Here is a 25,913-nt window from a genome sequence, read left to right on the forward strand (position 1 = left end):
CGTCTGCGCGATCGCTACGTGACAATACAGCTGTACTGTAAACAACGTTGATGACTAGTTCAAGGCAGCTGATGACCCATGCACCGGCCAGCCGGCCCACCACCCTGTGCGAAGCCTTCCAGGCGACCGCGGCCAAGCACCCTGACGCGGTGGCGTTGCGCACCCTCGGCGATGCACGACCATTACCTGGCGTCAGTACCGCGACCGGGTGCGGGCGATCGCGGCGGGGCTGGCCGGGCTCGGCGTAGGGAACGGCGACACCGTTGCGCTGATGATGAGTAACCGCCCCGAGTTCCATTTGTGCGACACCGCGGTCCTGCACACCGGTGCCACACCGTTTTCGGTGTACAACACCAATCCACCCGAGCTGCTGGCGTATCAGTTCGACAACGCAGACAACCACGTGGTGATCTGCGAAGGCACTTTCCTGCCGCAGGTTCTCGCCGCGGCGCAGCAGGGCGGCACTGTCGAACACGTCGTGTGCGTCGACGGCGCGGCGAACGGTGCCATCGGGCTCGATCAACTCGAGGCCTCCCCCGCAGCCGATTTCGACTTCGAGCGGTCATGGCGGGCGGTCGGGCCGGACGACGTGCTGACCATCGTCTACACCTCGGGCACCACCGGCCCTCCGAAAGGCGTTGAGCTCACCCACACCAACTTCATCGAGAACGCCCGGATCACCGAAGAGGTGGGTGGGATCACGCATGCCGACCGGGCGGTGTCCTATCTGCCCGATGCACACGCCGCCAACCGCTGGATCACTCACTATCAAAACCTGCTCTACGGCCTGCAGATCACCACCGTCGGCGATTTCAAGGCTGTGCTGCCCGCGTTGACCGAGGTGCGGCCGACGCTCTTCCTTGGCGTGCCGCGGGTGTGGATCAAGGCCAAGGCGGGTCTGGAAGCCGCGGTAGATGCGGAACCTGCCGGCAAGCGAGCGCTTGCGAAATGGGCGTTCGGGGTCGGCCGCGCGAGGGCCCGGGCCGTGTCAGATGGCCGCCCGGTCGGACTTGCCGAGAAGCTTCGGTACGCGTTCGCCGACCGGCTGGTGTTGTCGAAGGTGCGCCGGCGGGTGGGCATGGACCGGCTCCGGATCGGCGTCACCGGCGCGGCCCCGATCCCGCGGGAGGTTCACGAGTTCGTCTTGGGCTTGGGCATCCCGGTATGCGAGGGGTACGGGATGACCGAATGTACGGCTGGTGCGACCGTGAATCGTCCGGAACGGATCAAGATCGGAACGGTTGGTACCCCGGTTCCGGGGACTGAGGTAACCGTTGCCTCCGACGGGGAGGTGCTGGTGCGGGGCAAGAACGTGATGCGCGGCTACCGCAAGGCGCCCGAGAAGACCGCGGAGGCAATCGATTCCGATGGGTGGCTGCACACCGGCGATATCGGCGAGATCGACGAAGACGGCTACCTGCGCATCGTCGACCGCAAAAAGGAACTCATCATCAACGCCGCCGGCAAGAACATGTCGCCAACCAACATCGAAAACACCATCGCCGCCAGCTGCCCGCTGGCCGGCCCCGTCGTGGTGATCGGCGATGCTCGGGCGTACAACACCGCCCTGATCACCCTGGATCCCGACTCCATCACCGAATATGCGCACGCGCACGGTCTTTCGGGTTCGCTCCGCGAACTTGTCCGCCATCCGGCGGTGCGCGCCGAAATCGAGAAGGGAATGGCGGCCGCCAATCGCCGGCTGTCGCGGGTCGAACAGATCAAGCGTTACACGGTGTTGGCCGACGTCTGGGAACCCGGCAGCCAATACCTCACACCGACGGCCAAGCTCAAACGCAAGCCGATCGCCACCGGATACGCCGCCCAGATCGACGCGATGTACACCGAGCAAGGCAAGCGATCCGCAGAACATTCAGCCGCATCCGACTGAAGCGGCGACCTTGCGGCGCGATGCTATTCGGGCCAGCCGTTGTTGAGGATCAGGTCGACGAAGTTGTCGCGGGCGAACGTCGGGTCGAAGTGTTCGAGCACATCGGCGTTCATCGTGCCGAACGTGCTGTGCGGGCGGTGCTTCATCCCGTCGTTGAAGGCCTGCAGAATGCGCGTTTTGAAATCCGGGCGCGGATGGGCGGCGATCACCGCGGCGAGCGCTTCGGGAGCAAGATCGTCGCGGCCAACGCCCACCACATCGGTCTCGACACCGGCGGTCACCAAGGCGATTTCGGGATCCAGGAATTCGGGCACCCCCGGGGTGGTGTGCAAGGCGATGCCCAGCCATACCTTGTCGGCGTCTGCCTTGCTGACGCCGCGGTGCAGCAGGAACTCCCGCGCCGCATTGGCACCGTCGACCTCGAAGCGTAGGGCGGAATCGCGGTAGCGCTCGGTCAGGCCCAGGTCGTGAAACATGGCGCCCGCGTACAGCAGTTCCAGGTCCGGTTGCAGTCCCCGGCGCCGGCCCTGCAGCGCGCCGAAGAGGAATACCCGTCGGGAATGGTGGAAAAGCAGGTCGTCCTCGGCATCCCGGATGAACTCGGTGATCTCGCGAACCAATGCGGTGTCGGGTATGGCGATGTCGGCGATAGTTTCGATGGACGACGTGGTGGTCATGATATGTCTCCTCGGTTGAGCTGTACTGTGTTGGCCGCCTTGGCATTACGCGGCGATACTTCCGCCCCCGTCGACGCGCAGGATTTGACCGGTGATGTAGCCGGCGTCCTCGTCGAGGAGAAAACAAATCGCGTGGGCGATCTCGCGCGGCCTGGCGACCCGATGCAGCGGAATGCTTTGCAGGAAGCGGGCTTCGCGTTCCGATCCGACCGGGCTGCGTTCGCGGTACATGTCGGTTTCGGTGGGTCCCGGTGCCACGGCGTTCACCGTGATGCCGGCCGAGGCGAGCTCGCCCGCCCAGATACGGGTGCACGCCTCGAGCGCCGCCTTGGCCGCAGCGTACGGGGTCCGCTCGGGCGTGCCGAGCGTGGTCAAGCTCGTCACATTGACGATGCGGCCCCATTCCGCGTCGAGCATGCCGGGCAGGGCCGCCTGCACGACCTGAACGGCGGCGCGCACATTCAGGTCGTAGGTGTCGAACAGGTGGTCCAGCTCGATCGAGCCGAGTCGGCCGAACCGGGCGAAACCCACGTTGTTGACCACGGCGTGTACGGCAGCGTGCCCGACGATCTTGTCCAGCGTCGCCGCGGTTGCGTACGGGTCGGCCAAGTCGACCTCGTCGAACTCCCCCGGAAAATCCTCGGGGGCGCTCCGGGCAAGGCCGATCGGCTCGTGGCCACCCTCGGCCAGCCGATCGGCCACCGCGCGGCCGATACCCCTCGATGCCCCGGTGATCAAAACCCGTCGCGACGGCATGGACTGCTCCTTGGAATCGTGATGGCGGTGCGCCTGGAGCCAGTCTGGGGCCGGCGGGCCGTGCTCTCCCATGACTGCTGAGCCGTATATCCCACAAAAAGCGACACAAGGGATTCGTGGCTCAAGCCGATGAGCCGTCAAAGCCCATCCGAGCCGTCGCAATCTCCGTCGGCAGCGGGTTCAGGTGCAACGGTATTGACCGTTGAGCACGCAATTCGTCGGTGGCGAATAGGTGCCGGTCAACACTCCTCGGAAACCACCCGTCGCCGAACCGCCGGGTGCGATGACGCGATTCCAGTTCGCCGGCGTGAGAACGTAATGCGTGCCGGATTGGGTGAGGGTGCTGTTCCACGTGTGCAGGACGGATTGGCCGGCCGGCATGTCGAATTCGAGCTTCCAATCGGACAGTGGCACCGTGCTCGAGTTGGTGATGGCGAAGCGGGCGATGAAACCGGTCTGCCACGTATGCTCGACCGTCAACGTCGCCATGGGTGCGGCCGCATCGGCCACCGGGGCGATGGCGAGGCCGAGGACCGCAACCACGGCAACGATCACCGCCGACACGGCTCCGTGAAGCGCTGTGCGGCAGCGCTTCACGTGATTGTCCAGTCCAGCCATGGCAGCCAAGGTAAAACCGGACAGGCGATCTCGGCCCTCGCAGCGCGGGTAGGCTACCGGACCTTTGCCCAACCGAGACCGGCATGAAATTTCGGCCGCGATCCACCGGGAGCCAAGGTTCAACTCGCAAGCAAGGTGCCGGCCTGCGCGCTAGCGTGGCATCGTGGGTCAGGCCTGGGATTACACGACGGCGGCGCCGGGCAGCGCGCCCGGAGTCACGTCCATGGTGGGCTACCGCACCTTGGATGTGCCCGAGGGCGTGCACCGCGGCATGCCGTCGTCGATGCTGACCTTCATCGTCAGTCTCGACGATGGGGTGGAAGCCGCCGACACCGCGACCGCGCTGCCGGCTGCCCGGCCTACGCCGCTGATCCTCGGCGGCCTGCACCTGCGGGCGAGTCACGTGCGGCAACGCCGCGGTCAGGCCGGCGTGCAGCTGGCGGTGCATCCGCTGGCCTCGCGCGCGCTGTTCGGTCTGCCCAGCGCCGAGCTTCCCGTCGCCGACTACGACGCGACCGCCGTATTGGGACGAGACATCGTCGACCTGCACCACCGGGTGGCCGAAGCGCACCGGTGGCCCGACGTGTTCGCGCTGGTCGCCCAGTACCTGATCGATGCGCGACGGCGTCGAGACGGCGCGACGGTGCGTCCCGAGGTCCTGCATGCCTGGCACCTGCTGCAGCGCAGCCGCGGCCTGATGCCGGTGACGGCCCTGGCCGACGCGGTCGGCGTCACCACGCGACATCTGGCCACGTTGTTCCGGCGGGAGGTCGGTCACTCGCCCAAAACGGTCGCGATGCTGATGCGGTTCCAGCACGCTACGGGGCGGATCGCCGAGTCGGCGCGCCGGCACGGTCGCGTCGACCTCGCCCGGGTCGCGGCCGACACCGGTTACAGCGACCAGGCGCACCTGAGCCGGGAATTCGTCCGGTTCGCCGGTGTGCCGCCGCAGCGGTGGCTGGCCGAAGAGTTCCGAAACATTCAAGACGGCGGGCACTCGCTCGGGTCACAGTGGGAGCATGACTGCTTCGAATCCGACCGTCTGGTTGACACTGCAAGCCCATAACGCACCCAAACTGATCGACTACTACGTCGAGACATTCGGCTTCGTCCTGACGGCCCGCTACGGCGACGGCGAGACCGTCGACCATGCGCAACTGAACTGGCCCGAGGGAAGCGGCGGCATCATGCTCGGCAGCCACAAGCCCGGCGCCGAGTGGTGTCGCGAACCCGGAACCGCCGGCGGCTACGTCGTCACCGCGGATCCGGATGCGCTCTACCGGCGCGTCCGGCAGCACAACGCCGACATCGTCCGCCCCCTTGCCGAAACCGATTACGGTGCACGCGAATTCACCGTCCGCGATCCGGAAGGCAACCTGTGGTCGTTCGGGGACTACGGCGGAGCAAACCCGCCGAACTGACCAGTTCGGCGATCACAACCGGGCGTTTGGCTATCCTTCACATTCGGGCTGCCGTGTACCCGCATACTGGCGGCGTCCGCACCACGCCACGATGAGGAAGGCAACGCCATGTCCCCACTTCGGTGCGTGGCCAGAGTTGCCACCCCCCTGATGATCGGCGCCGCGCTGGTCGGTGGCGCTGGGATCGCGGCTGCCACACCGCAAGACGACGCCTACCTGGCGCAACTGCGCGCGGCCGGCCTCACCTGGCCCCCGAAGACCGAAGAGGCACTCATTGCCGAGGCGCACGACGTCTGCTACGACCTCACGTGGGGTTGGACGCCGCAACAGATCGCCGACGACCTTCATGCCCGCTTGGACAACAAGGGCGTGACGTTGTTGGACGTCGGTAGCCTGGTCAACGCCGCCCACAACATCTATTGCCCCGGCAATGTGTGCGACGCCCCCAGCCTGTGCACGTGACAACGGCGTCGGGTTGGCTACTCGCGCAACCCTTTTCGGCTGCCTAGCACGCCGGCATTGATACCGGCTAGTCGGCGGGTGGCACTACGGGCGGACGGCATTCGTTGGTGCCCGGGTCCCACCACCAGCCGTTGTCGCAGGCGAGCGGTTGCGGCCCGACCCCCAGCGGCCGGCACACGTTGGCCGTCGGGTCCCACCATTGGCCCGGGTCGCAGGCCAACGGTTGCGGCCCGACCCCGAGCGGTCGGCACACCTTGCCGGTGGGATCCCACCACTCGCCGTCCGCGCAGTCGGCCTTGCTCACCGCCGGCGTCGCTATCGTCACGGCCGCCATCGACGCGAACGCCAACATGGCGACGACCACAAGCTGGCGAACAAATGTCTTCATGGTGGGTCTCCCCTCGTTGCTACCCGTCATCGAACCGAGTCCGGGCCTGCGGGTCAAGGCCATCGGGCAAGTTGCGGGCGACGGCCCGGCGGCGAAGCCGTCCGATGAATTCGTGGCCGCCCACCGGTCAGACCTACAAGCACAAGGTCGGCAACCGGATGGACTGGTACTCGTCATCGCAGAGCACGTTCGGCGCCGACATGGACGCACCGCCCGGCGGTGGCTTCGCGGTCAACGTGTTCCTGCGCGACGGCGACACGGTATACCGCACCTGGCACACCAACGGACGCGGCACCGAGCAGCTCAGTCACTCCTTCGGGTTGATCGACATCCTGCCGTGGGGGCGCCAGGAGGAATGGCAGGACTCCCCGCAGGGCCGGCCCTCCCGGCCCACCTATTCGGGCTGGCCCGACTCCCCCGCCATCGCCCGCGCCTACGGACCCAACGACGGCTGATGACCGCGCCCGCCGGCGCGGGACGGATGTTCGTCCGGCGTTGAGCGAAAGCGTGTTTCGACACCGCCATGGGCGGGGCGCACACTGGGGCAATGGACGAATGTGAGCTCACGATCAGCGCGCCGGGCGGAGCAGCCCCGCCCCCGCCGCCATCTCGTCGCCGGAGGCCGCCCTCGACGTCGCCGGGGCGGGCGTGATGACGCACGCCGGCGAGCCCCAGCCGCGCCGCGCGCTCAACGGGCTTTCCGACATCCGCGCGTTCTTTCACACCAACTCGGTGCCGCTGTACTTCATCTCCCCCACCCCGTTCAACCTGCTCGGCATCGACCGCTGGATACGAAACTTCTTTTACCTCACCTACTTTGACTCGTTCGAGGGCATACACTCGCGCGTATTCGTGCCCCGGCGGCGCGACCGCATCGATTTCGACTCCATGGGCGATGTCTGCAACCACCTGCTGCGCGATCCCGAGACGCTCGAGTTCATCGCGGGTCGCGGACCCGGGGGTAAGGCCTGCTTCGTGATGATGGACGAGGAGACTCAGGCCCTCGCGCGGCAGGCCGGTCTGCAGGTCATGCATCCGCCGGTGGAGCTGCGCAACCGGCTGGGTTCCAAGACCGTCATGACGCGTCTGGCCGATGAGGCGGGCATCCCGAGCGTGCCGCACGTGATGGGTCGCGCCGGCTCCTACCAGGAACTGCTGACGCTTGCGCAGGACGCCGGACTGGGCGACGACCTCGTCGTCTCGATCCCCTACGGCGCCGCCGGCAGCGGGACATTCTTCGTGCGCGGCCAGCGCGATTGGGACGAGCACGCCGGTGACCTGACCGCGCAGCAGGAATTCAAAGTCATGAAGCGCATCCGCAACGTCGAGGTGTGCCTCGAGGGCGCGGTGACGCGCCACGGCACCGTGATCGGGCCCGCGATGACAAGCCTGGTCGGTTATTCGGAGCTGACTCCGCACCGAGGCGCCTGGTGCGGCAACGACATTTGGCGCGAAGTGCTGCCACCCGGCCAGACGCACGCCGCGCGGCAAATGGTGGGAAAGCTGGGCGACATCCTGAGCCGCGAAGGGTACCGCGGCTACTTCGAAGTGGATCTGCTGCACGACCTGGACTTCGACGAGCTCTACCTCGGCGAGGTGAACCCGCGTCTGTCCGGCGCCAGCCCGATGACGAACCTGACCACCGAGGCCTACGCTGACATGCCGCTGTTCCTGTTTCACTTGCTCGAGTACATGGACGTGGACTACGAGCTCGACATCGAGGGGATCAACGCCCGCTGGGAGCGGGGCTACGGCGAGGACGAGGTGTGGGGGCAGGTGATCCTCGCGGAAACCTCGCCGGACGTCGAGCTTTTCACGGCCACGCCCCGCACCGGGGTGTGGCGCATCGACGACGACGGCCGGGTCTCCTTCTCGCGCACCGCCAACGACTGGGCCACGCTGCTCGACGGGTCCGAGGCGTTCTACATGCGGGTCGCCGCGCCGGGCGACTTGCGTTCCGAGGGCGCACAACTCGGTGTGCTGGTCACCCGCGGACACCTGCAGACCGACGATTACCGGCTCACCGAGCGCTGCCAGCGCTGGGTCAAGGGCATGAAGGCGAAGTTCGCCTCCACTCCCCTGGCGCCGGCCACGCCGATCGTCTCGCGGCTCGTCGCGCGCGCGTGAACGCCCCGGCCGGCATCTCCCTGGACAACTGGCTCTCGCCGCCCTACGCGCGGTGGTCCTTCCAGCACGTCGAAGACTTCGTGCCGACCGCGGTGATCGCGCGCGGAACCGGACCCGTCGCCGCGATACCTGCCGCCCCGTCCGAGCTGGCCGAAATCCGGGTGGCGGTGACCGACGGGACGGCCAGTACGGTCGGCGCCGTGATGGCCGGCACCGTGACCGACGGATGGGCCGTCGCCCACCGCGGCGCGATGATCGCCGAGCATTACCTCGAGGGCATGCGTCGCCAGACCCGGCACCTGCTGTTCTCGGTGAGCAAGTCCCTGGTGGCGGCGGTCGTCGGCGCGCTGCACGGCGCCGGCGCTATCGAGCTCGACGCGCCGGTCACCAAATACATTCCTGCCCTTGCTAATTGCGGCTATGCCGGGGCGACGGTGCGCCACCTGCTGGACATGAGATCGGGTGTCGCGTTCTCCGAGAACTACGACGACCCGGCCGCGCAGATACACATGCTCGACCAGGCGGTCGGGTGGGCGCCCAACCACCGGCCCGACGCGCCCGCAACGCTGCGCGACTTCCTGCTGACCTTGCGACAGAAGTCGGTGCACGGCGGACCGTTCGAATACCGCTCGTGCGAGACCGATGTGCTCGGGTGGATCTGCGAGGTGGCCGCCGACCAGCCGATGCCCGCACTGATGTCGGAACTGCTGTGGAGCCGGATCGGCGCCCAGCGTGACGCCACCATCGCGGTCGACCCGGCCGGCACCGGGTTTTTCGACGGAGGGATCAGTGCCTGCCTTACCGACATGATCCGGTTCGGGTCGCTGTTCCTGCGCGAGGGTGTCTCGTTGACAGGCCGGCGCGTACTGCCGGAGGCGTGGATCGCCGACACCCTCGCGGGCGGGCCCGACTCCCGTCGGGCATTCGCCGCCAGCCCCGACGACAACGAGATGCCCGGCGGGATGTACCGCAACCAGATGTGGCTGCCCTACCCGGGCGACAACGTGCTGCTGTGCCTCGGCATGTGCGGTCAAATGATCTATGTCAACCGCGCCGCGGAGATGGTGGCCGCCAAGGTGTCCACCCAGCCGCATTCCCACGAGCCGCACATGCTGGACACGCTGAGCGCATTCGACGCGATCGCGCACCGGCTGGCCGGGCGCACGGATTAGCCCACCCTGGATGTCGTCGCGGCGGACTCGACATCGGCGGCCTCAGGTCCGAAATCGAATCGCTGCATACGGTCCAGCAGGTTGCCCACCAGCGTGTCGACGCCGGCCCGGGCCTCGACCGGCAGGAGTTGGTCCACGGCGGCATGGGTGGCCACCCGGCGCGGCAGGAACAGCTGGCAGCAGTCCTGGTCGGGCAGCATGGCGATCTCGGCGGTGCCGATCCGCCGGGCCTCGGCGAGGATTTCCTGCTTGTCGAAGCCCAGCAGCGGCCGCAGCACCGGCAGGGTGGCGGCCTGTTCGGTGGCGGCCAGGTTGGGCAGCGTCTGGCTGGCCACCTGACCCAGGCTGTCGCCGGTCACGACGGCCTGGGCGCCGATCCGTTCGGCAAGGCCACAGGCCAGGCGGAGATACAGCCGCCGCTGGGCGACGATCTGGGCTTCCCCGGCGCCGCTGGCCGCCAATGTCCGCTGGGCCCGGCCCACCGCGGCCACGTACAGCCGGGATCGGGGCTGGAAGCGGGTGAGTTGGCGAACCAACGCATACGCCTTGTACGTCGAGGAGGCATCGGTGAACGGGGCGCCGGTGCAGTGCAGGAAATCGCAGGCCAGTCCGCGCCGCATCGCGCGGTATGCCGCCACCGGCGAATCGAACCCGCCGGAGAGCAACACCACCGCCCGGCCGCTGGACCCCACCGGCAAGCCGCCCTGTCCGGGATGCGTTCGGGTGCCGAGAAACATCTCGCGCCGGTCGACCTCGACGGTCAATTCCAGCTCCGGGTGCGACAGGTCGACCCGCCACCCCAGGTCGGCGCGGACGCGGGCGCCGATGCGGGCGGCCAATTGCTCCGAGCTCAACCCGAACCGCTTGTCGCGGCGGTGGCAGCGCACCGCGAACGTCGGCGCCCCGTCCTGGGTGCAGTGGTCTCGGAGCAACTCCACCGCAGCGGTTTCGGCAGCCCGAGCGGACCTGGGCACCCGCCAGACCGGCTGCACCAGGCTGATGCCGATCAGGTTGCGGGCCAACGCAACCAACTCGTCCTGCAGTGCCGGGGAGGTGAACAACACCAGCACGCCGCCACGGCGCCGGACCGCGGGGCGGTGCTCGGGCGGCCACGCCGACAGTGCGTCGTCGAGATTGGTCAGCAGCCACTGCTCGAACCAGCGCCGGTTGCCGCCCTTGAGCACCATCTCCCCGTACTTGAGCAGAACACAGCATTGCATGTGCACGTCTCGTTCACCTCCGGCTACCGACTACCCCGCTACCACGCCGCCCAGACCGATGCGTGGGCCACACCCGGGCCGGGCGGATCGTCTCCGCGCAGGAATATGGTGTCTACGTCATAGGTTTTCTCTTCTGAAAACGATAGATCATCGTCCTTGGCCCAAAGGAGGTGGTGAACATGCTGAGGTTCGACCCGTTCTTCCGCGACATCGACCGCCTGACGCAGCAGTTGTGGGGCGCCGTGCCCTGGGGCACCGCCGCGCAACCGGCCCTGGTACCGATGGACGCCTGGCGCGACGGCGAAAAGTTCGTGGTGGAGTTCGATCTGCCCGGCGTGCTGCCCGAGTCGCTGGACGTCAACGTCGAGCACGCGTGCTCACGGTGCGTGCGGAACGACCCGCCATCGACGAGGACCGCAATGGTGTGGTGTCCGAACGCCCGCGCGGCGTGTTCAGCCGGCAGGTCTACCTGGGCCACGGCCTCGACACCGACAACATCCACGCCGATTACGTCGACGGGGTGTTGCGGTTGACGATCCCGGTGGCCGAGGCGGCCAAGCCGCGCAAGATCGAAGTGGCCGCGGGCAAGCACCAGCGCGCCATCAACGCGTGAGCGCAAATCGTCGGGGGCTGTTCCGGCAGGGACAGCCCCCGACGCGGGTCCAGGCGTTGATCAGACGGCTTCTCGCCGCGCCTCGCCACGACATTGGCGCGGCGCCGCGGCCCGTTCCGAGTTTTGCCGGGTCTTGAGTTTGGCGTTGAGCAGCTCGAGCGCCGAGTAGTCGGCCTTCAGCTGATCGTTCTTGCTTTCCAGATCCAGGATGTGGGCGACCCCGACCAGGTTGACGCCCTGATCGACCAGCTGACTGATCCGCTTGAGGCGCGCCAGATCGTCGTCGCTGTAGCGGCGGGTCCCCCCATCGCTGCGCGCGGGGGTCAGCAGCCCTCGCCGCTCGTAATGCCGCAGCGTCTGCGGGGGGATCCCGGACAGTTCGGAAGCCACCGAGATGCCGTAGACGCCGCGCGCCGAGCGGGGTGTCGGATCACCTCTCAAGTCAGTCTCCTCCAGAAAATATCTGACTACTACTTGCAGAAGTATACCAGTAGTGGTATCAAAAACATATGTCAACAGACATAGATCTTCTGCTTTGAGCTGGAGGTGAATCATGGTGTTGATGCGTACAGATCCGTTCCGCGACCTCGACCGGTGGACCCAACAGGTGCTGGGCACCGCGGCGCGGCCGGCGGTCATGCCGATGGACGCCTGGCGGGACGGCGACCAGTTCGTCGTCGAATTCGATTTGCCTGGCGTCAATGCTGATTCGCTCGACCTCGACGTGGAGCGCAACGTGCTCACCGTCCGTGCCGAACGACCCGACCTGGACCAGAACCGCGAGATGGTATCGGCCGAGCGCCCCCGCGGTGTGTTCAGCCGGCAGCTGTTCCTCGGGGACAACCTCGACACCGACAAGATCGAGGCGAACTACCACGACGGCGTGTTGCGGCTGACCATCCCGGTGGCCGAGAAGGCCAAGCCGCGGCGGATCGAGATCAACCACAACCACAAGACGGCGATCAACGCCTGAGAGCGGGGTCGCAACCGCGGTGCAGGTCGGCCGCGGTTGCGACCCGATCATTCCAACTTGTCGGTGATGACAAGGAGGTGATGCGTCGGCAGCCGAAGTTGACACGGTGAATCCCCGTGCCGCCCACCACTTACTGCTACGTACGGACAGCGACCGACGCATGAGATTGCGCGCGCACCGCCACTTTCGTGGCCGCCATTGGTGGACCGCACGGGAGATCACCGGCGGGACCGGGGCGCGCGTGTGATCCCGGCGCGCGCCCCTCACCCGCGGTCAGGCTGTCGACCCCGGCGTAAGGCACGGTGGCTGTCCATGACGAATCCCTATCTGGTGCTTGGTGTTTCGCCGACAGCGACGCAAGCCGAAATCACCCGCGCCTACCGGCGCCACCTTCGCGCCCACCACCCCGACACGTCCCCGCCGGATTCGGCGACCGAGGGCAGCGAACGGCTGAGCGAAATCCTCGCGGCCTATGCGCTACTGCGCGATCCGGCCCGGCGGGCCGACTACGACCGGGAGCATCGGGTGCACCAGCGCATCCGCCCCGCCGTCACGCGCGTCACGCGCATCGAGCCGGCCGACGAGCAACCGCCGCTGCGGGCGGGCCCGGTGCGCTGGCATCGCCGGTACTGATCCGCCGTGGCAGAGGGTGCAGCCGTGTCCGGCCCGGGTTGAGCGCGGCGGGGTCACCGAAGGACCGGGTTGGCGCCGAAGCCCGCGCCTTGCAGGCGACGGTCGGTGCGGTCGGCGGCGTCGGCGGTCGATCGGGCGGCCGACGCGTTGACCGCGGCAACGACGCGCCGGCGGTTCGGCACCGCGGCGGCACCGTGCTCCACCACCCGCAGACACATCGCCCTGACCGCCCGGATGTAGCGCTCGACCGAATCGCGGGCGACCGGATTCTGTGGGAACGCCACCGTCAAGGTGGTCTCGGTGTCGAATCGGTTGACCCACATAAGCACCTGATCGGACGACCGGCCGTCGCCGTAAATCCCGGCGTTCAGGCCGTCCCATTGCCCGCTGAACGGGATCCCCCGCGCGTCGGCGAACGAGAGCATGTGGACGTCGCCCGTCGGTTTGCTGATTCGCCCGCCGAAAGACGACAGCTCCAAAACGCGGTCGAAGGGGACGTCGGCCAGACCGATAGCGGAATCAAAGGACGCCTGCGCGGCGATCACCGCGTCACCGAACGAGGCCCCGGCGACCGGGACGGTGACCGGGATGAAGCTGGCGAACCAGCCCGGAGTCACGAATTCGGCCGGCGTGCTGCGGTGGTCATACGGCGTGATCGCGCAATACGTCTCCGCCCCGGTCAGCTCGTACTCGGCGAAGGCCGCGCAGGCGAACACGCCACCGCTGAAGCGAGCCCCCGCCTTCGTGCAGGTGGCGTCGAACCGCTCGGTCTGACTCTCGTCCATGAGCGGTGCGACCACCACACCGCTTCCGCACGGCACCGACGGATCGCCAAGTGGCAGCGGGAAACTCGGGAGGGTTCCGCCGTTGTCCTCGGCGAATCGAATCCATGCGCGCACCTGGAGGGACTGCAGGGTCAGCGCCTCGGTGTGCTGGTGCTGCCGGCGGCAGTAGTCGTGGTAGCTGGCCGGCTCGGGCAGCGGCAGCGGGCGCCCGCCGCTCACCAAGGCGGCATACGTCAGATGGATTTCGAGGAAGATCACGCCGACCGACATCCCGTCGATGACCAGATGGTCCGCACTCATATAGAAGGTGAAGTGATCCGGGTGCTGGACGAGACCGAAGGTGAAGCAGTCCCACCGCAGCGGATTCGGGGTGGCCAGGATGTGGGCGCGCAGCTCGGTCGGCGTCATCTCGCCGCGCTGCAGCGCAGCGAACTCGATGTCGGCGGGATCGGCGAAGGTGTGCCGGACGATGCGGCCGTCGGTCCGATGCTCGAACCAACTGTGGTAGGTGTCGTGCCGGCGCAGATGGGCGTTGATCGCTTCGGTCATGGCCGCCACGTCGCACACGCCGGAGATATCCCAGACCCCGATGTTCAGCCGCGCCATGTCCAGGCCCCGGGCGGCGTGTTCGCTGAACCGGCGAAGATGATGCAACTGCTGGTAACTGGCCGGCACGTCGCTAATCGGTGCCTGCCGGGCTTTTTCCCGCGCCGCCGGAGTCGCGTGCCAGGAAATGACCGAACCGGTTCCCGGATCCCAGTTATGCACCGTCCCGAATGTGACCACAAAACCTCCTCGGAGCTGCGGCGGAATTACCGGAAGGCTGCAGCGATAGGGGCGCCAAATCCAGGCGGATAAGTCGCCGGTTGACGGCTATTTTACGGATGTCTACTAAAGGCCATGCGACGGATGTCGGCAGCCTTATTCCACGAATGTCTACTAATGGCGGCGCATAGTCGGCCAGTTATACGCGCACGTCAGAGGGGCTTTCGCGGCTCGCGCTAGCGTACATTGGCTAGCTGGGCAAGGCCAGAGCCGGGATGAAACTGTTAGTTACATCACACCGCCAAGCGACGTGCGAGAGCCGCACTCTCCTACCGGATAAATATCCTTACCGCCGCGCTGGAAAGGACCAAATTCGTCTTATTGTGCATTTGTCTAATTAGGAAATAGCAGGTACCGGGCAATTCACGGAAGCATGGCCACGAAAAATGTTGCCGTCAAATCTGCGAGCGACCTCCCCCGCCGACGGTATTCGGGGTCCCGCGGCGCCACCCCCGCCCGCCGGCCGAGGAACGGCGCCGTGCCGGTAGCGTGACGGCCGTGAACTCCGTCCGGACGTTTTCTGCCGCCGCGTTCGCGGCCTGTTTCACGGCCGCCGCTGCGATGCTCGCCGGTGCGGGCACTGCCGGCGCCGCCGACTCCTGCCCGACCGCCGCGCCGCCCAGCGGTGGCACGCCGGACTGGACGCTGACCGGGACCACCGGCAGCGTCGCGGTCACCGGACCCACCGATACCGCCGCTCCGGTGGTGAACGTAACGGCACCGTTCAGCGTGACCCAGACTCAGGTGCACACGCTGCGCGCCGGCGACGGGCCCGCCGTTCCGGGCACCGCGCGGGTGTCCGTCTGCTACATGGGCGTCAACGGGCGTGACGGCACGGTGTTCGACAGCAGCTACCAGCGGGGCGCCCCCCGGTCGACTTCCCCCTCGGCGGCGTCGTGCCAGGCTTCCAGAAGGCCATCGCCGGGCAAAAGGTCGGGTCCACCGTCGCGGTCGCCATGACTTCCGCCGACGGCTATCCCGACGGCCAGCCCAGCGCGGGGATCCGCCCCGGCGACACGCTGGTCTTCGCGATCAAGATCCTCGGCGCCACGACCTAGCTGTGCACCGATTCGCCTGTGCCGCAACGCAGGTGAGGTGGTCGGGCTCAGACTTGGTTGAACCCGCCGTCGGCGGTGACCGTGGACCCGGTGCAAAAGCTGGACAGGTCGCTGGCCAAAAACACTGCGGCATGGGCGATCTCGACGGGATCGGCGAAACGGCCCAGCGGGATGGTCGCGATCCGGCCGGCGCGGAACTCCTCGACGGACGCGTAGGGGTCGGTCTGCGCGGCCAGCCGGTCGCTCCCCGGAGTGGCGGTGGACCCGGCCACGAGGACATTGACCCGGATGTTGCGGTGGGCGAGTTCGTTGGCCCAGGCCCGGGCCAGCGATCGCACCGCGGCCTTGGTGGCCGCGTAGATGCTCAGCCCGGCTCGGCCGCGGTCGGCGGTGGTGGAGCCGGTCAGGATGATCGAGGCGCCGTCGTTGAGCAGCGGCAGCGCCTTCTGCACGGTGTACACGACGCCCTTCACGTTGGTGCCCAGCAGGGTGTCGAGGTCGTCGTCGGTGATCTCGCCCAGCCGCGCCACCCTCGTCGTCCCGGCGTTGGCCATCACGATGTCCAGACCCGCGCCGGCCGCCGCCACCTCGCCGTAAAGCCGGTCCAGGTCGCGCGGTGCCCCGACGTCGCCGCGCACGGTGGTGGCCCTCGCCCCCAATTGCCTTGCCGCGTCTTCGAGTTCGCGTTGCCGGCGGCCCGTGATGAACACCCGCTCGACGCCCTCCGCCAGGAACCGCTCGGCGGTGGCCAACCCGATACCGGAGTTGGCGCCGGTGATGACAGCGGTCTTGCGGTCGAGCAGTCCCATCCACACTCCTGACGTTGCCGCGGCGGCCCACCTGCCGGTGTCGCCGACTCCCGATCATGCCGCGCGGCCAGGGCGGCGCCGCCACGGCTCCCCCGCGGCCGGCCGGTCTCGTATTGTCTGCAGCGTGATTGCCGCTTGGATCGTGTCGCCGTGGTCAGTGCCCAGCGAGCCCGGGTCAGCCGGCGGGGCCGCCCGCTAGGCCGGGCACCGGCGTGGCAGCCCTGGTATTCGCGCTGGCCGGACTGGCGTTTCTGGATTCGCTCAACGTCCTCAACGTGGGAGTGGTCTCGGCGGTCATCTTCGACAGCCGGCTCAGCCGGCGATCACCCGTGCCGGGCGCCCTGAGCTTCGTGGCCGGCGTGTTCGCGGTGACCACCACCTTCGGCCTGTGCACGGTGCTGGGCATCAGCTTCATCACCACGGCGCTGGATTTCCACGTCACACCGGCCATCCGGTTCCGCGGCGAGCTGGTGCTGGGCATCGCGCTGATCTGCCTGGCGTACTTCCCGCTGACCGCGCAGTCGTCGGCTCCCGGCTGGGCGATGGCGGCGATGCGCAAACGGCCCTGGCTGCTCGGCTTCCTCGGGCTGGCGGTGGGCAGCGGGCAGGCGCCGACGGCGGTGCCCTACCTGACCGGCTTGGCGATGCTGGCCGCGCTGGATCCGCGGCCGCCGCTGTGGCCGCTGGTCATCATCGCCTACTGCGCCATCGCCGTGTCGCCGCCGCTGGCCATCCTCGCGCTGTCGCTGCGACGCACACCGCGGGCCATGTGCATTCAGCGCGGGCTGGTCCGTGCGCTGACCCGCTACGGCCCGATGTCGGTGCGGTTGTTGTTCTTGGTCTTCGGGGTCGGGCTCATCGCCGATGCGCTGGTCAACCACAGCGCGCTGTGGTAACGCCTCTCATGTCCCGCACAGCCCGCTGGATTACCTTGTCGGCTGTGACCGATCGTCAAGAGCGCGCAATGTCTTTCGGCTCGATCGCCGAGGACTACGACGGCCTGCGCCCGCAAGCCCCGCCGGAGGCGGTCGACTGGCTCATGCCGCCCGACTGCGGGGTGGCCGTCGACGTGGGCGCCGGCACGGGCCTGTTCACCCGGGCACTCGCCGGCCGGGCCGCGCACGTCATCGCCGTCGAACCCGACGCGCGGATGCGGGCCGTGCTGGCCCACCGGTCGCCCGCTGTCCGTGTGCTCGAGGGGCGCGGCGAGGCGATACCGCTGCCCGACCGTTGCGCCGACGCGGTGTTCGTCTCGTCGGCCTGGCACTGGATGGACCCGCAGCGGGCCGTCCCGGAGATCGGCCGGGTGCTGCGCGACGGCGGGCGCTTCGGGCTGATCTGGACCAGCCGGGACCGCGACGTCGACTGGGTGCGCGACCTCGACCTGCTGCCCGGCGATGACACCAGCGAGGCGGACGCGCCCGATCGCTTCCGGCGGCGACACGAGAACGTGGTGCTCCCTGATCCGCAGATCTTTCACCACGTCGCCCGCGAGACGTTCACGTTCGTGCGGACCATGACGCTCGACGACGCGGTGGCGATGCTGGCCACCTACAGCAGGATCATCACCGCGTCCCCGGCCGACCGCGCCCGCCGGCTGGCCAAGGCCCGGGCGGTGTTGACCGAGCGCTTCCCCGGGGCCCACGCGATCGACATCCCGATGCAGTCCCGGTGCTGGCGCGCCGACCGGATCGCCCGCGCCGGCTGACCGCCCCGGGCGCCCCGAGTCAGGACTGCGGTCCCTGCGAGGGCGGCCAGTGCGTCCCCGGCGACGCGTCGCCCGGGCTTTCGTAGTCGCCGCGCGACAACGGCACCCAACGCTCGCTGGGTGCGGGCTGCTTCGAGGACGGGAAGTCGCGCAGGCTCCCGGTCGGCTTGGCGTCCCACTTGGCGAACGTCAACGGCGTCTGCAGCCACGCGTGCAGCAGGTTGTAGGCGGCCTCCAGCGAATCGATGTGGGTGCGCTCCCAGCCGTGGCTGCCGTCGAGCCCGAAGCCGACCAGCGCGGCGCGGGTGTTCGCGCCCGCCTCGATCGCCGCGGCGGCGTCGGACCGGTAATAGCGAAAGATGTCGCGCGCGAACGGGATTCCGCGGTCCTGGGCCAGCCGGCACAACTTGCGGGTCAGGTGGTAGTCGAACGGGCCGTGCATATCGGCCATCGGGATCGTCACCCCGTCCTCCAGCGAGTGCTGGCCGGGCGCGCACACCGCGTTGTCCACGGAGATGAGTTCGGCGACGTCCGGCGGCAGGCCATGACTGGCGCCGTGACCGACCTCCTCGGTGATGGTGACCATGATCGTGGTGCGGTGCGGCAACACCACCTTGTTCTCGGCGAAGTTCTTGGCCAGGGCGAGCGCGATCGCCACGCCCGCCTTGCCGTCCAGATGCCGGGAGACCACGAAGCCGTCGGCGGTCAGCTCGGGGCTGGTGATCAGGGCGACGAAATCACCGATCTGCAGACCGAGGCGGACCAGGTCGTCCCGGCACGACACCTTGCGGTCGATGCGAACCTCGACGTGCTCCCAGCCCGTGGGTTGGGTGTCGATCTCGTCGCCGAACGCGTGGCCGCTGGACTTGAGCGGCAGGATCGTGCCGGTGATGAACTCCTCGGGATCGTCGATGAAGATGCGCACCCGTGCACCCGCGGCGAATCGGGCCGAGAAGGTGCCGACCGGAACGAGTTCCAGCCGGCCGTTGTCCTTGAGCCCGCGGACCATGCAGCCGATGGTGTCGGAGTGCACCACCAGCGCGCGGTCGGTGGTCGCCGACTCCCCCGGCAGCTCGGCGGTCAGCGCCCCGCGCCGGGTCAGCGTGAACGGCACGCCGAAGTCGTCGAGGATGTCGCCGATCACCTGCATCACCGCGTCCGTGCGCCCCGACGGGCTCGGGGTCTGCAGCAGCGCCAGCAGCGTGTCCACCATCCACGTGCGGTCGGCCTCGGCCATGGCCGCGGTCTGGCCCACCTCGTCTCCTTTCCGGTCTGGGAATCGCGTTCAACCTACCGTGTGGCCGACGCGAGCGGCCCCGGCCCGGGCTTCCGCGCTGCTAGGACGCCGCGTCCCGTTCGGAGATCAGATCGGCGAGGGCGAGGATCCGTTGCGCGTCGCGCACGTGCAAACTCTCGATCATCCGGCCGTCGACGGTGATGACGCTGGTTCCCGCGGCCTGCGCCTGCTGGTAGGCCGACACCACCTTGCGGGCGTCGGCCAGCTCCTGCGGTGACGGGCCGAACACCTCGTTGGCCGGGGCGATCTGGGACGGGTGGATCAGCGTCTTGCCGTCGAATCCCATCTCCCGGCCCTGGGCCGCCTCGGCCCGGAAACCCGCGTCGTCGGTGATGTCGTTGAACACGCCGTCCAAGACGACCTTTCCGGCCGCCCGCGCCCCCAACAATGCCAGGCCCAGCGCCGGCAAGACGGGGCCGCGCCCCGCGACGTGCCGGCCGTGCAACTCGTTGACCAGGTCATTGGTGCCGACCACCAGCCCGGCCAGGCGGTCGCTGGCCGACGCGACCTCCTCGGCCCGCAGGAAGGCCCGCGGTGTTTCCATCATCACCCACAGCTGCAGCGACGCCGCGGCGCCCAACGTGTCCAGCGCCCGGTCCAGGGCTTGAACCTGTTGTGCCGTCTCGACTTTCGGCACCAGCACGCCGTCGGCGGCGGACCCGGCCACCGCCGCCAGATCGTCGTCGTGCCACTCGGTGTCCAGGCCGTTGATGCGCACCACGATCTCGCGGGGCCGGTAGTCCGGCGACGAGATCGCCTCGCACACCGCGGCTCTGGATTCGGCTTTCGCGTCGGGCCCGACGGCGTCCTCGAGGTCGAATATCAGCACGTCGGCCGGCAGCGATTTGCCTTTCTCCAGCGCCCGCGGCTTGTTGCCGGGCAGGTACAGGGCCGATCGGCGCGGGCGCAGGGTCGGTGCCATCGGGCGATTCACTTCCTGTCGTCGGGCTCAGCGGGGGATCACCGGCGTGCGCGATGCGCGCGGCATAGCCAGAAAGTACCCTTCGATACCGGCGGTGTAGTCGCGGGTGGCGACCGGGCCGGGGGCCAATCGGTCCCGCGGCGGCCGGATCGCGGAAGGGGAGAACAGATGTCATCGACCGGTTCGTCACGTACCGAGGGCGACAGCTGGGATCTGGCCTCCAGCGTGGGGGCGACCGCGACCATGGTCGCGGCCTCCCGGGCGTTGGCCTCTCGCGGTCCGGACCCGCTGCTCGACGACCGGTTCGCCGAACCGTTGGTGCGCGCGGTCGGGCATCCCTTTTTCGTCCGGATGCTGGACGGCCAGATCCCGCTCGACACCGACGACATGCCGATGACGCTGCAGCAGCGGCGCGAGCAAATCACGGTGCGGACGCGGTTTTTCGACGATTTCTTCCGCTCAGCGACCGCCGCCGGCATTCGCCAGGCCGTCATCCTGGCCGCCGGGCTCGACGCGCGGGCCTACCGGTTGTCCTGGCCGGCGGGCACCGTGGTGTTCGAGGTCGACCAGCCCGAGGTCATCTCCTTCAAGACCGACACCCTGGCCCGGCTGGGCGCGCAACCGACCGCCGAGCGCCGCACCGTCGCCGTCGATTTGCGCGATGACTGGTCAACAGCGTTGCGCGACAACGGCTTTGACAGCAGCGCCCGTACCGCCTGGATCGCCGAGGGGCTGCTGCCCTACCTGCCGCCGCACGCCCAGGACCGGCTGCTGGACAACATCACCGCGCTCAGCGCGCCGGGCAGCAGGCTGGCCACCGAGAACATCACCGACATGCGGGTGTTCACCGACGAACGCGCCCGGGCGATGCGCAGCACCTGGCGCCAGCACGGACTGGACATCGACGTCGCCGAACTGGTCTGGCTCGGCGAGCGCCGCCCGGCCGGCGACCACCTGGAGGCCACCGGCTGGAGCGTCACCCGCCTGCCCACCGAGCGGGTGTACGCCGACTACGGCTTCGAGTTGCCCGACAACGACATCCTCAGGGAATTCCGCCAGGCCATCAGTTATCTCAGCGCCGAATTGGGCTGAACCGCAGCACTTCTCAGCCGCCCACTCCGGGGTAGGGTCTGGGATCGCGCCACTCGCGCTCGAACGGCAGCCGCCACGCGTTGGGCGCGATCAACTGGTGAATTGCGTTGGGGCCCCATGTCCCCGGCTGGTACAGCTTGGCCGGTGGCGGGTCGTTGAGCAGCTCTTCGGAACGCTCCCACAGTGATTCGATGCCTTCGGCGGTGGTGAACAGGGTGTGGTCGCCGCGCATCGCGTCCAGGATCAGCCGTTCGTAGGCCTCCAGCACGTCCACCGCGGTTTCGATCTCCTGGGTGGAGAATTGCATGGACAGCTTGTCCAGTTTCATGCCGGGGCCGGGCCGCTTGCCGTAGAACGACAGCGACACCCGCGAATTGTCCGCAAGATCGAACGTCAGGTGGTCGGGCCCCTGCGTGCCCACCCCCGACCCAGGAGGGAACATGGTCCGCGGTGCCTCCTTGAACGCGATCGAGATGATGCGGATGCCCTCGGCCATCCTCTTACCGGTGCGAAGGTAGACGGGCACCCCGGCCCACCGCCAGTTGTCGATGCCGACCTTGAGGGCGATGAATGTCTCGGTGTCGGAATCCTTTGCCACTCCGTCTTCCTCGCGATAGCCGATGTACTGACCGCGAACCACGTTCGAGGGCTTGACCGGAAGCATCGACCGGAACACCTTGTTCTTTTCTTCGCTGATGGCGAACGGTTCGAGCGCCGTCGGCGGCTCCATCACCACGAAGGCCATCACCTGAAACAGGTGGGTGACCACCATGTCCTTGTAGGCGCCGGTCTCCTCGTAGAAACTCGCCCGCTGATCCAGGCCGAGGGCCTCGGGGATGTCGATTTGGATGTGGTCGATGAAGTTGCGGTTCCAGATCGGCTCGAACAACCCGTTGGCGAAGCGGAACGCCAGAATGTTCTGGGCGGCCTCCTTACCCAGGAAGTGGTCGATGCGGAAAATCTGGGATTCCTCGAAGGTTTGGTGCACGAAGTTGTTGAGCGCCACCGCGCTGGCCAGATCGGTGCCGAACGGTTTCTCCATCACCACCCGCGACCGCTCGACCAGTTTGGCGTCGCGCAGCATGGTGATCACCGCGCGCGCCGCCTTCGGCGGCACCGACAGGTAATGCAGCCGCCGCACGTTCGGCCCCAGCTTGGCCTCGGACTCGGCCACCGCGGCGGCCAGCGCGTCGGACCCGGCGCTCTGCGGGATGTAGGTGATGATGTCGGCGAAGTTGCGCCACTGGTCGGGCGTCAGCTTGTGCGTGCCGAACGAGTCGATCGCGTTCTTGGCCAGCTCGCGGAATTCGTCGTTGCTCAGGTCCTCCAGCGACGTGGCGACGATCTGGATGTCGGGTGCCAGCTCGGACTGGTCCAGATACGCCAAACCGGGGATCAGCTTGCGTTTCGCCAAATCCCCGGTGGCGCCGAACAGGACGATCACATGAGGGTCGAGCGGGTCGGTGTGGTGACGACGCGGCCGGGCCTCGGGAGCCGGGTAGGAGATGGTCTGCGGTTTCTGGGTAGCCACCCCTGCGATACTTCCATCGCCGCGCTGCCGTGTCGCGTCTGCTCGGGTTAGCGGTCCTACGATCGGGTACTGGATACCGGCGGGCTGCCCGCGCCTGGGCCCCCACACCAAGCCCGCGCCACCCCCAATGGAATGCGCCGATGGAAAGCGATATGAGCGAACCCGACAAAGACCCGCTGAGCCGTGCTCAGGAGCTGGAGAACATCGTCGACCAACTCGAGGAGAAGGTCGCCGACGACCGCGAAGCCGAGGGTGTTCCCGGAAAGCCCAGCGACCGGGAGGATGCCGCCGTCCGCGGCTCGGACGACGAGCCGCCTGACTAGCGCGGCCGCCGGACCGCGTCGTGCCTCATCGGTCGGGCAAGTCCACGGCGTGCGCGCGGAAGGCGGCCAGCACGTCGGCGGCCGGCCACTCGTCGGCCCGGTACCGGACGGGACTGATCCCCGCGACGGGCAGCAAGCCCACCGCATCGACGACCGTCGGGAACGGCACGGTGAACGTGTCGGCAGCGTTCGACGGGTCACCGGCCGCGAACGTCACGTAATCGGTGTGCGGCAGCTCCCAGGCCGGCCCCTGCGCCCACACCGTGGTGGTGCGCCGGCCCCACGGCGTGTCGATCAGCCGCGCCTCGGCCACCTGCTGCGGGAACCGTTCGCGCTCATAGTGTTCCCGCAGATATTCGGTCTGGTGCCGGTATTCCGTTGCGGCCAAAAGGCTTCGGGCGCTCAGCGCGAGCCCGCGCCCCGGGTGGGGGCCGGCTTGGTCGAACGGCACGATGATGGCGCCCGCGATCGTGTACCCCTGCGGGGAGACGGGCTGTTCGGCGGCCAGGTACAGCTGCTCGGCGACCTCGAAGAGCTCGGCCACGCCGTCGGGCGCGTCGGTGCCCAGCACCAACGACCCGTCGCCGGGAAAGAACACCAGCGGCCGGGGGCCGCCCGGGACCGCCAGCGAGCCCAGCCAACCCGTCGCCAACACCATCGAGTCGATGTAGCTGTCGCCGTCGGTGTCCCTCAGCAGGTACTCCTCCCCCGGGGTCAGAATCTGCTGACGCGCGGTCAGGTTCTCCCGGGCCACCGTGAAGGCCTGATCGCCGGTGATGCCCCAGGCACCGGTTTCGGCCGGTGTCACCATCGCCCGTACCGCGGGCAGGTCGACGACCACCATCTCGTTGATGAGCGGGAACACCGGACGCACCCAGGGCTGCGCGCCGTCGTTGACCAGCCGGTTGGCGTAGCTTTGCGGGCGTAGCACCGGCCTGAGCAGCGGTTGGGCTTCGGCCCACGTCACCGGCGGCGTCGCCGGTTGGTCGGTTGCCATGTCCACGTGCTTCCTGCTCTCGATCAGCGAACACGCACGTTACACCCTGGGGGCGCCGGCACAAGTCACCATCGGCGCGCGCTCATCCGCCGGCCGCGGGCGGCCCGCACCAGGTGGTGAGGGCATCGTGCAGCCCCGGGTCGTTCGGGTCGCCGGCCCACGCGACGTGGCCGTCCGGCCGGATCAACACCGCCGGCGGTGCGCTCACCCGCCCGAGCACCGGAAGTTCCCAATCCGCAACACATTTCGCGTCGACGACGCGCACGCGATCGGCCCAGCCGGCGACGCTGCGGCGCCCGGCGCCGGCGAAATTGAGCAGCACCGGCCGGGCGTTTCGCAGCAGGGCGAACACCCGCGATGCGCCGTCGGCGGTGACCAGGTCGAGATCGGGCATGCGCCGGCCCAGCAGCGGATGCCCCGGGCCCAGGTCGTAGCGAACGTCCAGGCCGGACATCATCGCGGCGAACCGTTTCCGCGGCTCGTCCATGCCCAGCAGCTCGGTGACGAGGTCGCGCAGCGCCCGGGTGCGCTCGTCGGGACGCAGCAGCGCCATCTGCGCTATCGCGTTGCGCAGCACGCGCTCGCCGACCGGATGCCGTTCGGCGTGGTAGGTGTCCAGCAGGGCGGGTGGCGACGCGCCGCCGACCACCAGGGCCAGCTTCCAGCCCAGATTCACCGCATCCTGCACGCCGGTGTTCAGTCCCTGCCCGCCCACCGGGTGATGGATGTGTGCGGCGTCCCCGGCCAGCAGCACCCGCCGGTCACGGTAGCGCGCCGCCTGGCGTGCCGCATCGGTGAACCGGGAAATCCAACGGGGACTGTGGATTCCGTAATCCGTGCGGTAGACCGCGATCAGCGCCTGTCTCAGGTCGTCCAGGTTCGGCTCGGCCGCGCTGCGCAGCTGCCGCTCGGTGACCAGCACCCGCACACCCCCGGCCGGCTCCGTCTCGGACAGGGCATGCACGCCGAGCGAATCGTGGTGAATCCCCCACTGCGGTGATTGCCCTGTCCGCCAATCCATTTCGGCCTCGGCGAGCAGATAGCTCGTCGTCGCCTCCCAGCCCGGGAAGTCGATACCGGCCGCTTTGCGGATCACGCTGCGGCCCCCGTCGCAGCCGACCAGATACTGCCCGCGCAGGGTTCGGCCGTCGGACGCGACGACGTCCACGCCGGTGTCGTCCTGGGTGCAGGTCGCTATCCGGTGGCCGCGGTAAATTGGCACACCGAGTTCGCCGACCCAGTCGGCCAGGATGCGCTCGATGTGGTTCTGCCACAGCGCCAGTCCGTAGGGGTGCCGGGTGGGAAAGTCGCTGATGTCCAGCCGGATTTGGGCGAAGCCGGCGACCTGCGCCACCTGCCCCTCGGCCAGGAAACGATCCACGATCCCGCGCTGGTCGAGGATTTCGAGCGTGCGGGCATGCAGACCGCCGGCGCGCGAGCCGATCAGCTGCTGGTCGGCCCGCCGCTCGACCAGCGCGACGTCGACTCCGGCCAACCCCAACTCGCCGGCCAGCATCAGCCCCGTCGGGCCGGCTCCGGCGACGAGCACCGCATGGCCGCGGACCGACCGCTCCGAGAAACGCACACCCCGCATTTCGCCCCCATTCCGAATTGT

Annotated in this window: 24 protein-coding genes and 4 pseudogenes; 15 read left to right on the forward strand and 13 right to left on the reverse strand. The window is 68.3% G+C overall.

The genetic code is table 11. The features are described from left to right. Positions 1–71: 71 nt before the first annotated feature. Positions 72–1,891, forward strand: a pseudogene (locus H7I87_RS13490) (AMP-dependent synthetase/ligase). A 23-nt stretch (positions 1,892–1,914) separates the two neighbouring features. Here the strand turns inward: H7I87_RS13490 and H7I87_RS13495 are convergent. The 3 genes from H7I87_RS13495 to H7I87_RS13505 all read right to left on the reverse strand — a co-directional run bounded on the left by H7I87_RS13495 (position 1,915) and on the right by H7I87_RS13505 (position 3,942). Further along, positions 1,915–2,568, reverse strand: coding sequence for an HD domain-containing protein (locus H7I87_RS13495; RefSeq protein ID WP_023861577.1), 654 nt, complete (start codon positions 2,566–2,568; stop codon positions 1,915–1,917). A gap of 45 nt (positions 2,569–2,613) precedes the next feature. Beyond that, a complete protein-coding gene (locus H7I87_RS13500) occupies positions 2,614–3,324 on the reverse strand; it encodes an SDR family oxidoreductase (RefSeq protein WP_033727703.1) in 711 nt (236 codons plus the stop codon). A gap of 180 nt (positions 3,325–3,504) precedes the next feature. Next, entirely contained in the window at positions 3,505–3,942 is a 438-nt protein-coding gene (locus tag H7I87_RS13505; protein ID WP_023861579.1) for a cellulose-binding domain-containing protein, read from the reverse strand. Between the two features lie 223 nt (positions 3,943–4,165). Here H7I87_RS13505 and H7I87_RS13510 point away from each other — a divergent pair, with 223 nt between their 5' ends. From H7I87_RS13510 to H7I87_RS13520, 3 genes are all read left to right on the forward strand, one after another. Next, positions 4,166–5,008, forward strand: coding sequence for an AraC family transcriptional regulator (locus H7I87_RS13510; protein WP_023861580.1), 843 nt, complete (start codon positions 4,166–4,168; stop codon positions 5,006–5,008). After that, on the forward strand, positions 4,962–5,363 hold the full coding sequence (locus H7I87_RS13515) for a VOC family protein (protein ID WP_031347931.1): 402 nt from the start codon (positions 4,962–4,964) through the stop codon (positions 5,361–5,363). Before H7I87_RS13510 ends, H7I87_RS13515 begins: the two co-directional genes overlap by 47 nt. Positions 5,364–5,489: 126 nt before the next feature. Further along, positions 5,490–5,825: a DUF732 domain-containing protein gene (locus H7I87_RS13520; RefSeq protein WP_413540679.1), complete on the forward strand. Its 336-nt coding sequence runs from the start codon at positions 5,490–5,492 to the stop codon at positions 5,823–5,825. Between the two features lie 67 nt (positions 5,826–5,892). On the opposite strand, the gene H7I87_RS13525 is transcribed toward H7I87_RS13520, so the two are convergent. After that, entirely contained in the window at positions 5,893–6,213 is a 321-nt protein-coding gene (locus tag H7I87_RS13525; RefSeq protein ID WP_019732287.1) for a hypothetical protein, read from the reverse strand. 134 nt (positions 6,214–6,347) lie between these two features. On the opposite strand from H7I87_RS13525, the pseudogene H7I87_RS13530 reads away from it, so the two are divergent. From H7I87_RS13530 to H7I87_RS13540, 3 genes and pseudogenes are all read left to right on the forward strand, one after another. Next, positions 6,348–6,668 (forward strand): annotated as a pseudogene (locus tag H7I87_RS13530) (DUF899 family protein); the annotation flags it as partial. A 196-nt stretch (positions 6,669–6,864) separates the two neighbouring features. Beyond that, positions 6,865–8,340 (forward strand): biotin carboxylase, encoded by a 1,476-nt coding sequence (locus H7I87_RS13535; protein WP_023861584.1) that lies wholly within the window; start codon positions 6,865–6,867, stop codon positions 8,338–8,340. Continuing rightward, complete coding sequence (locus H7I87_RS13540) at positions 8,337–9,512, forward strand: serine hydrolase domain-containing protein (RefSeq protein ID WP_023861585.1); 1,176 nt, start codon at positions 8,337–8,339, stop codon at positions 9,510–9,512. The genes H7I87_RS13535 and H7I87_RS13540 overlap by 4 nt, the downstream gene beginning before the upstream one ends. Here H7I87_RS13540 and thiI read toward each other — a convergent pair. After that, a complete protein-coding gene (thiI, locus tag H7I87_RS13545; RefSeq protein ID WP_023861586.1) occupies positions 9,509–10,738 on the reverse strand; it encodes a tRNA uracil 4-sulfurtransferase ThiI in 1,230 nt (409 codons plus the stop codon). The genes H7I87_RS13540 and thiI overlap by 4 nt on opposite strands. Positions 10,739–10,911: 173 nt before the next feature. Here thiI and H7I87_RS13550 point away from each other — a divergent pair. Next, positions 10,912–11,345 (forward strand): annotated as a pseudogene (locus tag H7I87_RS13550) (Hsp20/alpha crystallin family protein). A 60-nt stretch (positions 11,346–11,405) separates the two neighbouring features. Here the strand turns inward: H7I87_RS13550 and H7I87_RS13555 are convergent. Continuing rightward, positions 11,406–11,786 (reverse strand): MerR family transcriptional regulator, encoded by a 381-nt coding sequence (locus H7I87_RS13555; RefSeq protein ID WP_023861587.1) that lies wholly within the window; start codon positions 11,784–11,786, stop codon positions 11,406–11,408. Positions 11,787–11,898: 112 nt separating this feature from the next. On the opposite strand from H7I87_RS13555, the gene H7I87_RS13560 reads away from it, so the two are divergent. Both H7I87_RS13560 and H7I87_RS13565 read left to right on the forward strand, forming a co-directional pair. Then, complete coding sequence (locus tag H7I87_RS13560; RefSeq protein WP_003876682.1) at positions 11,899–12,318, forward strand: Hsp20/alpha crystallin family protein; 420 nt, start codon at positions 11,899–11,901, stop codon at positions 12,316–12,318. Between the two features lie 312 nt (positions 12,319–12,630). Then, entirely contained in the window at positions 12,631–12,951 is a 321-nt protein-coding gene (locus H7I87_RS13565) for a J domain-containing protein (protein ID WP_019732293.1), read from the forward strand. A 53-nt stretch (positions 12,952–13,004) separates the two neighbouring features. On the opposite strand, the gene H7I87_RS13570 is transcribed toward H7I87_RS13565, so the two are convergent. Beyond that, positions 13,005–14,522, reverse strand: a complete 1,518-nt coding sequence (locus tag H7I87_RS13570; protein ID WP_023861589.1) for a condensation domain-containing protein — start codon at positions 14,520–14,522, stop codon at positions 13,005–13,007. Positions 14,523–15,059: 537 nt separating this feature from the next. Here H7I87_RS13570 and H7I87_RS13575 point away from each other — a divergent pair. Further along, positions 15,060–15,619: pseudogene (locus tag H7I87_RS13575) on the forward strand (FKBP-type peptidyl-prolyl cis-trans isomerase). A gap of 47 nt (positions 15,620–15,666) precedes the next feature. Here H7I87_RS13575 and H7I87_RS13580 read toward each other — a convergent pair. Beyond that, positions 15,667–16,428 carry an SDR family NAD(P)-dependent oxidoreductase gene (locus H7I87_RS13580; protein WP_023861590.1) on the reverse strand — a complete coding sequence of 254 codons (762 nt, stop codon included), beginning with the start codon at positions 16,426–16,428 and terminating at the stop codon, positions 15,667–15,669. A gap of 212 nt (positions 16,429–16,640) precedes the next feature. Here H7I87_RS13580 and H7I87_RS13585 point away from each other — a divergent pair, with 212 nt between their 5' ends. Together H7I87_RS13585 and H7I87_RS13590 are read left to right on the forward strand one after the other, a co-directional pair. After that, positions 16,641–17,324 carry a GAP family protein gene (locus tag H7I87_RS13585; protein WP_023861591.1) on the forward strand — a complete coding sequence of 228 codons (684 nt, stop codon included), beginning with the start codon at positions 16,641–16,643 and terminating at the stop codon, positions 17,322–17,324. A gap of 44 nt (positions 17,325–17,368) precedes the next feature. Next, the gene (locus H7I87_RS13590) at positions 17,369–18,136 is read left to right on the forward strand and encodes a class I SAM-dependent methyltransferase (protein WP_010949316.1); all 768 of its coding nucleotides are present in this window, start codon (positions 17,369–17,371) and stop codon (positions 18,134–18,136) included. Between the two features lie 19 nt (positions 18,137–18,155). Here the strand turns inward: H7I87_RS13590 and H7I87_RS13595 are convergent, their stop codons facing one another. Both H7I87_RS13595 and H7I87_RS13600 read right to left on the reverse strand, forming a co-directional pair. After that, the gene (locus tag H7I87_RS13595; RefSeq protein ID WP_019732210.1) at positions 18,156–19,391 is read right to left on the reverse strand and encodes an osmoprotectant NAGGN system M42 family peptidase; all 1,236 of its coding nucleotides are present in this window, start codon (positions 19,389–19,391) and stop codon (positions 18,156–18,158) included. Between the two features lie 82 nt (positions 19,392–19,473). Further along, positions 19,474–20,355 carry an HpcH/HpaI aldolase/citrate lyase family protein gene (locus H7I87_RS13600; RefSeq protein ID WP_023861592.1) on the reverse strand — a complete coding sequence of 294 codons (882 nt, stop codon included), beginning with the start codon at positions 20,353–20,355 and terminating at the stop codon, positions 19,474–19,476. Between the two features lie 168 nt (positions 20,356–20,523). On the opposite strand from H7I87_RS13600, the gene H7I87_RS13605 reads away from it, so the two are divergent. After that, entirely contained in the window at positions 20,524–21,447 is a 924-nt protein-coding gene (locus H7I87_RS13605; RefSeq protein ID WP_023861593.1) for a class I SAM-dependent methyltransferase, read from the forward strand. Positions 21,448–21,460: 13 nt separating this feature from the next. On the opposite strand, the gene zwf is transcribed toward H7I87_RS13605, so the two are convergent. Beyond that, positions 21,461–22,978: a glucose-6-phosphate dehydrogenase gene (gene zwf, locus H7I87_RS13610; protein ID WP_033719836.1), complete on the reverse strand. Its 1,518-nt coding sequence runs from the start codon at positions 22,976–22,978 to the stop codon at positions 21,461–21,463. Positions 22,979–23,118: 140 nt separating this feature from the next. On the opposite strand from zwf, the gene H7I87_RS13615 reads away from it, so the two are divergent. Continuing rightward, positions 23,119–23,301, forward strand: a complete 183-nt coding sequence (locus H7I87_RS13615; protein WP_003876669.1) for a hypothetical protein — start codon at positions 23,119–23,121, stop codon at positions 23,299–23,301. Positions 23,302–23,326: 25 nt separating this feature from the next. Here the strand turns inward: H7I87_RS13615 and H7I87_RS13620 are convergent, their stop codons facing one another. Then, the gene (locus tag H7I87_RS13620) at positions 23,327–24,304 is read right to left on the reverse strand and encodes a DUF1444 domain-containing protein (protein ID WP_023861594.1); all 978 of its coding nucleotides are present in this window, start codon (positions 24,302–24,304) and stop codon (positions 23,327–23,329) included. Positions 24,305–24,380: 76 nt separating this feature from the next. Further along, on the reverse strand, positions 24,381–25,892 hold the full coding sequence (locus H7I87_RS13625; protein ID WP_031347933.1) for an FAD-dependent monooxygenase: 1,512 nt from the start codon (positions 25,890–25,892) through the stop codon (positions 24,381–24,383). Between the last annotated feature and the right edge of the window lie 21 nt (positions 25,893–25,913).

Origin of the sequence: Mycobacterium timonense (genome assembly GCF_025821985.1) — a bacterium.
GTDB lineage: Bacteria > Actinomycetota > Actinomycetes > Mycobacteriales > Mycobacteriaceae > Mycobacterium > Mycobacterium avium.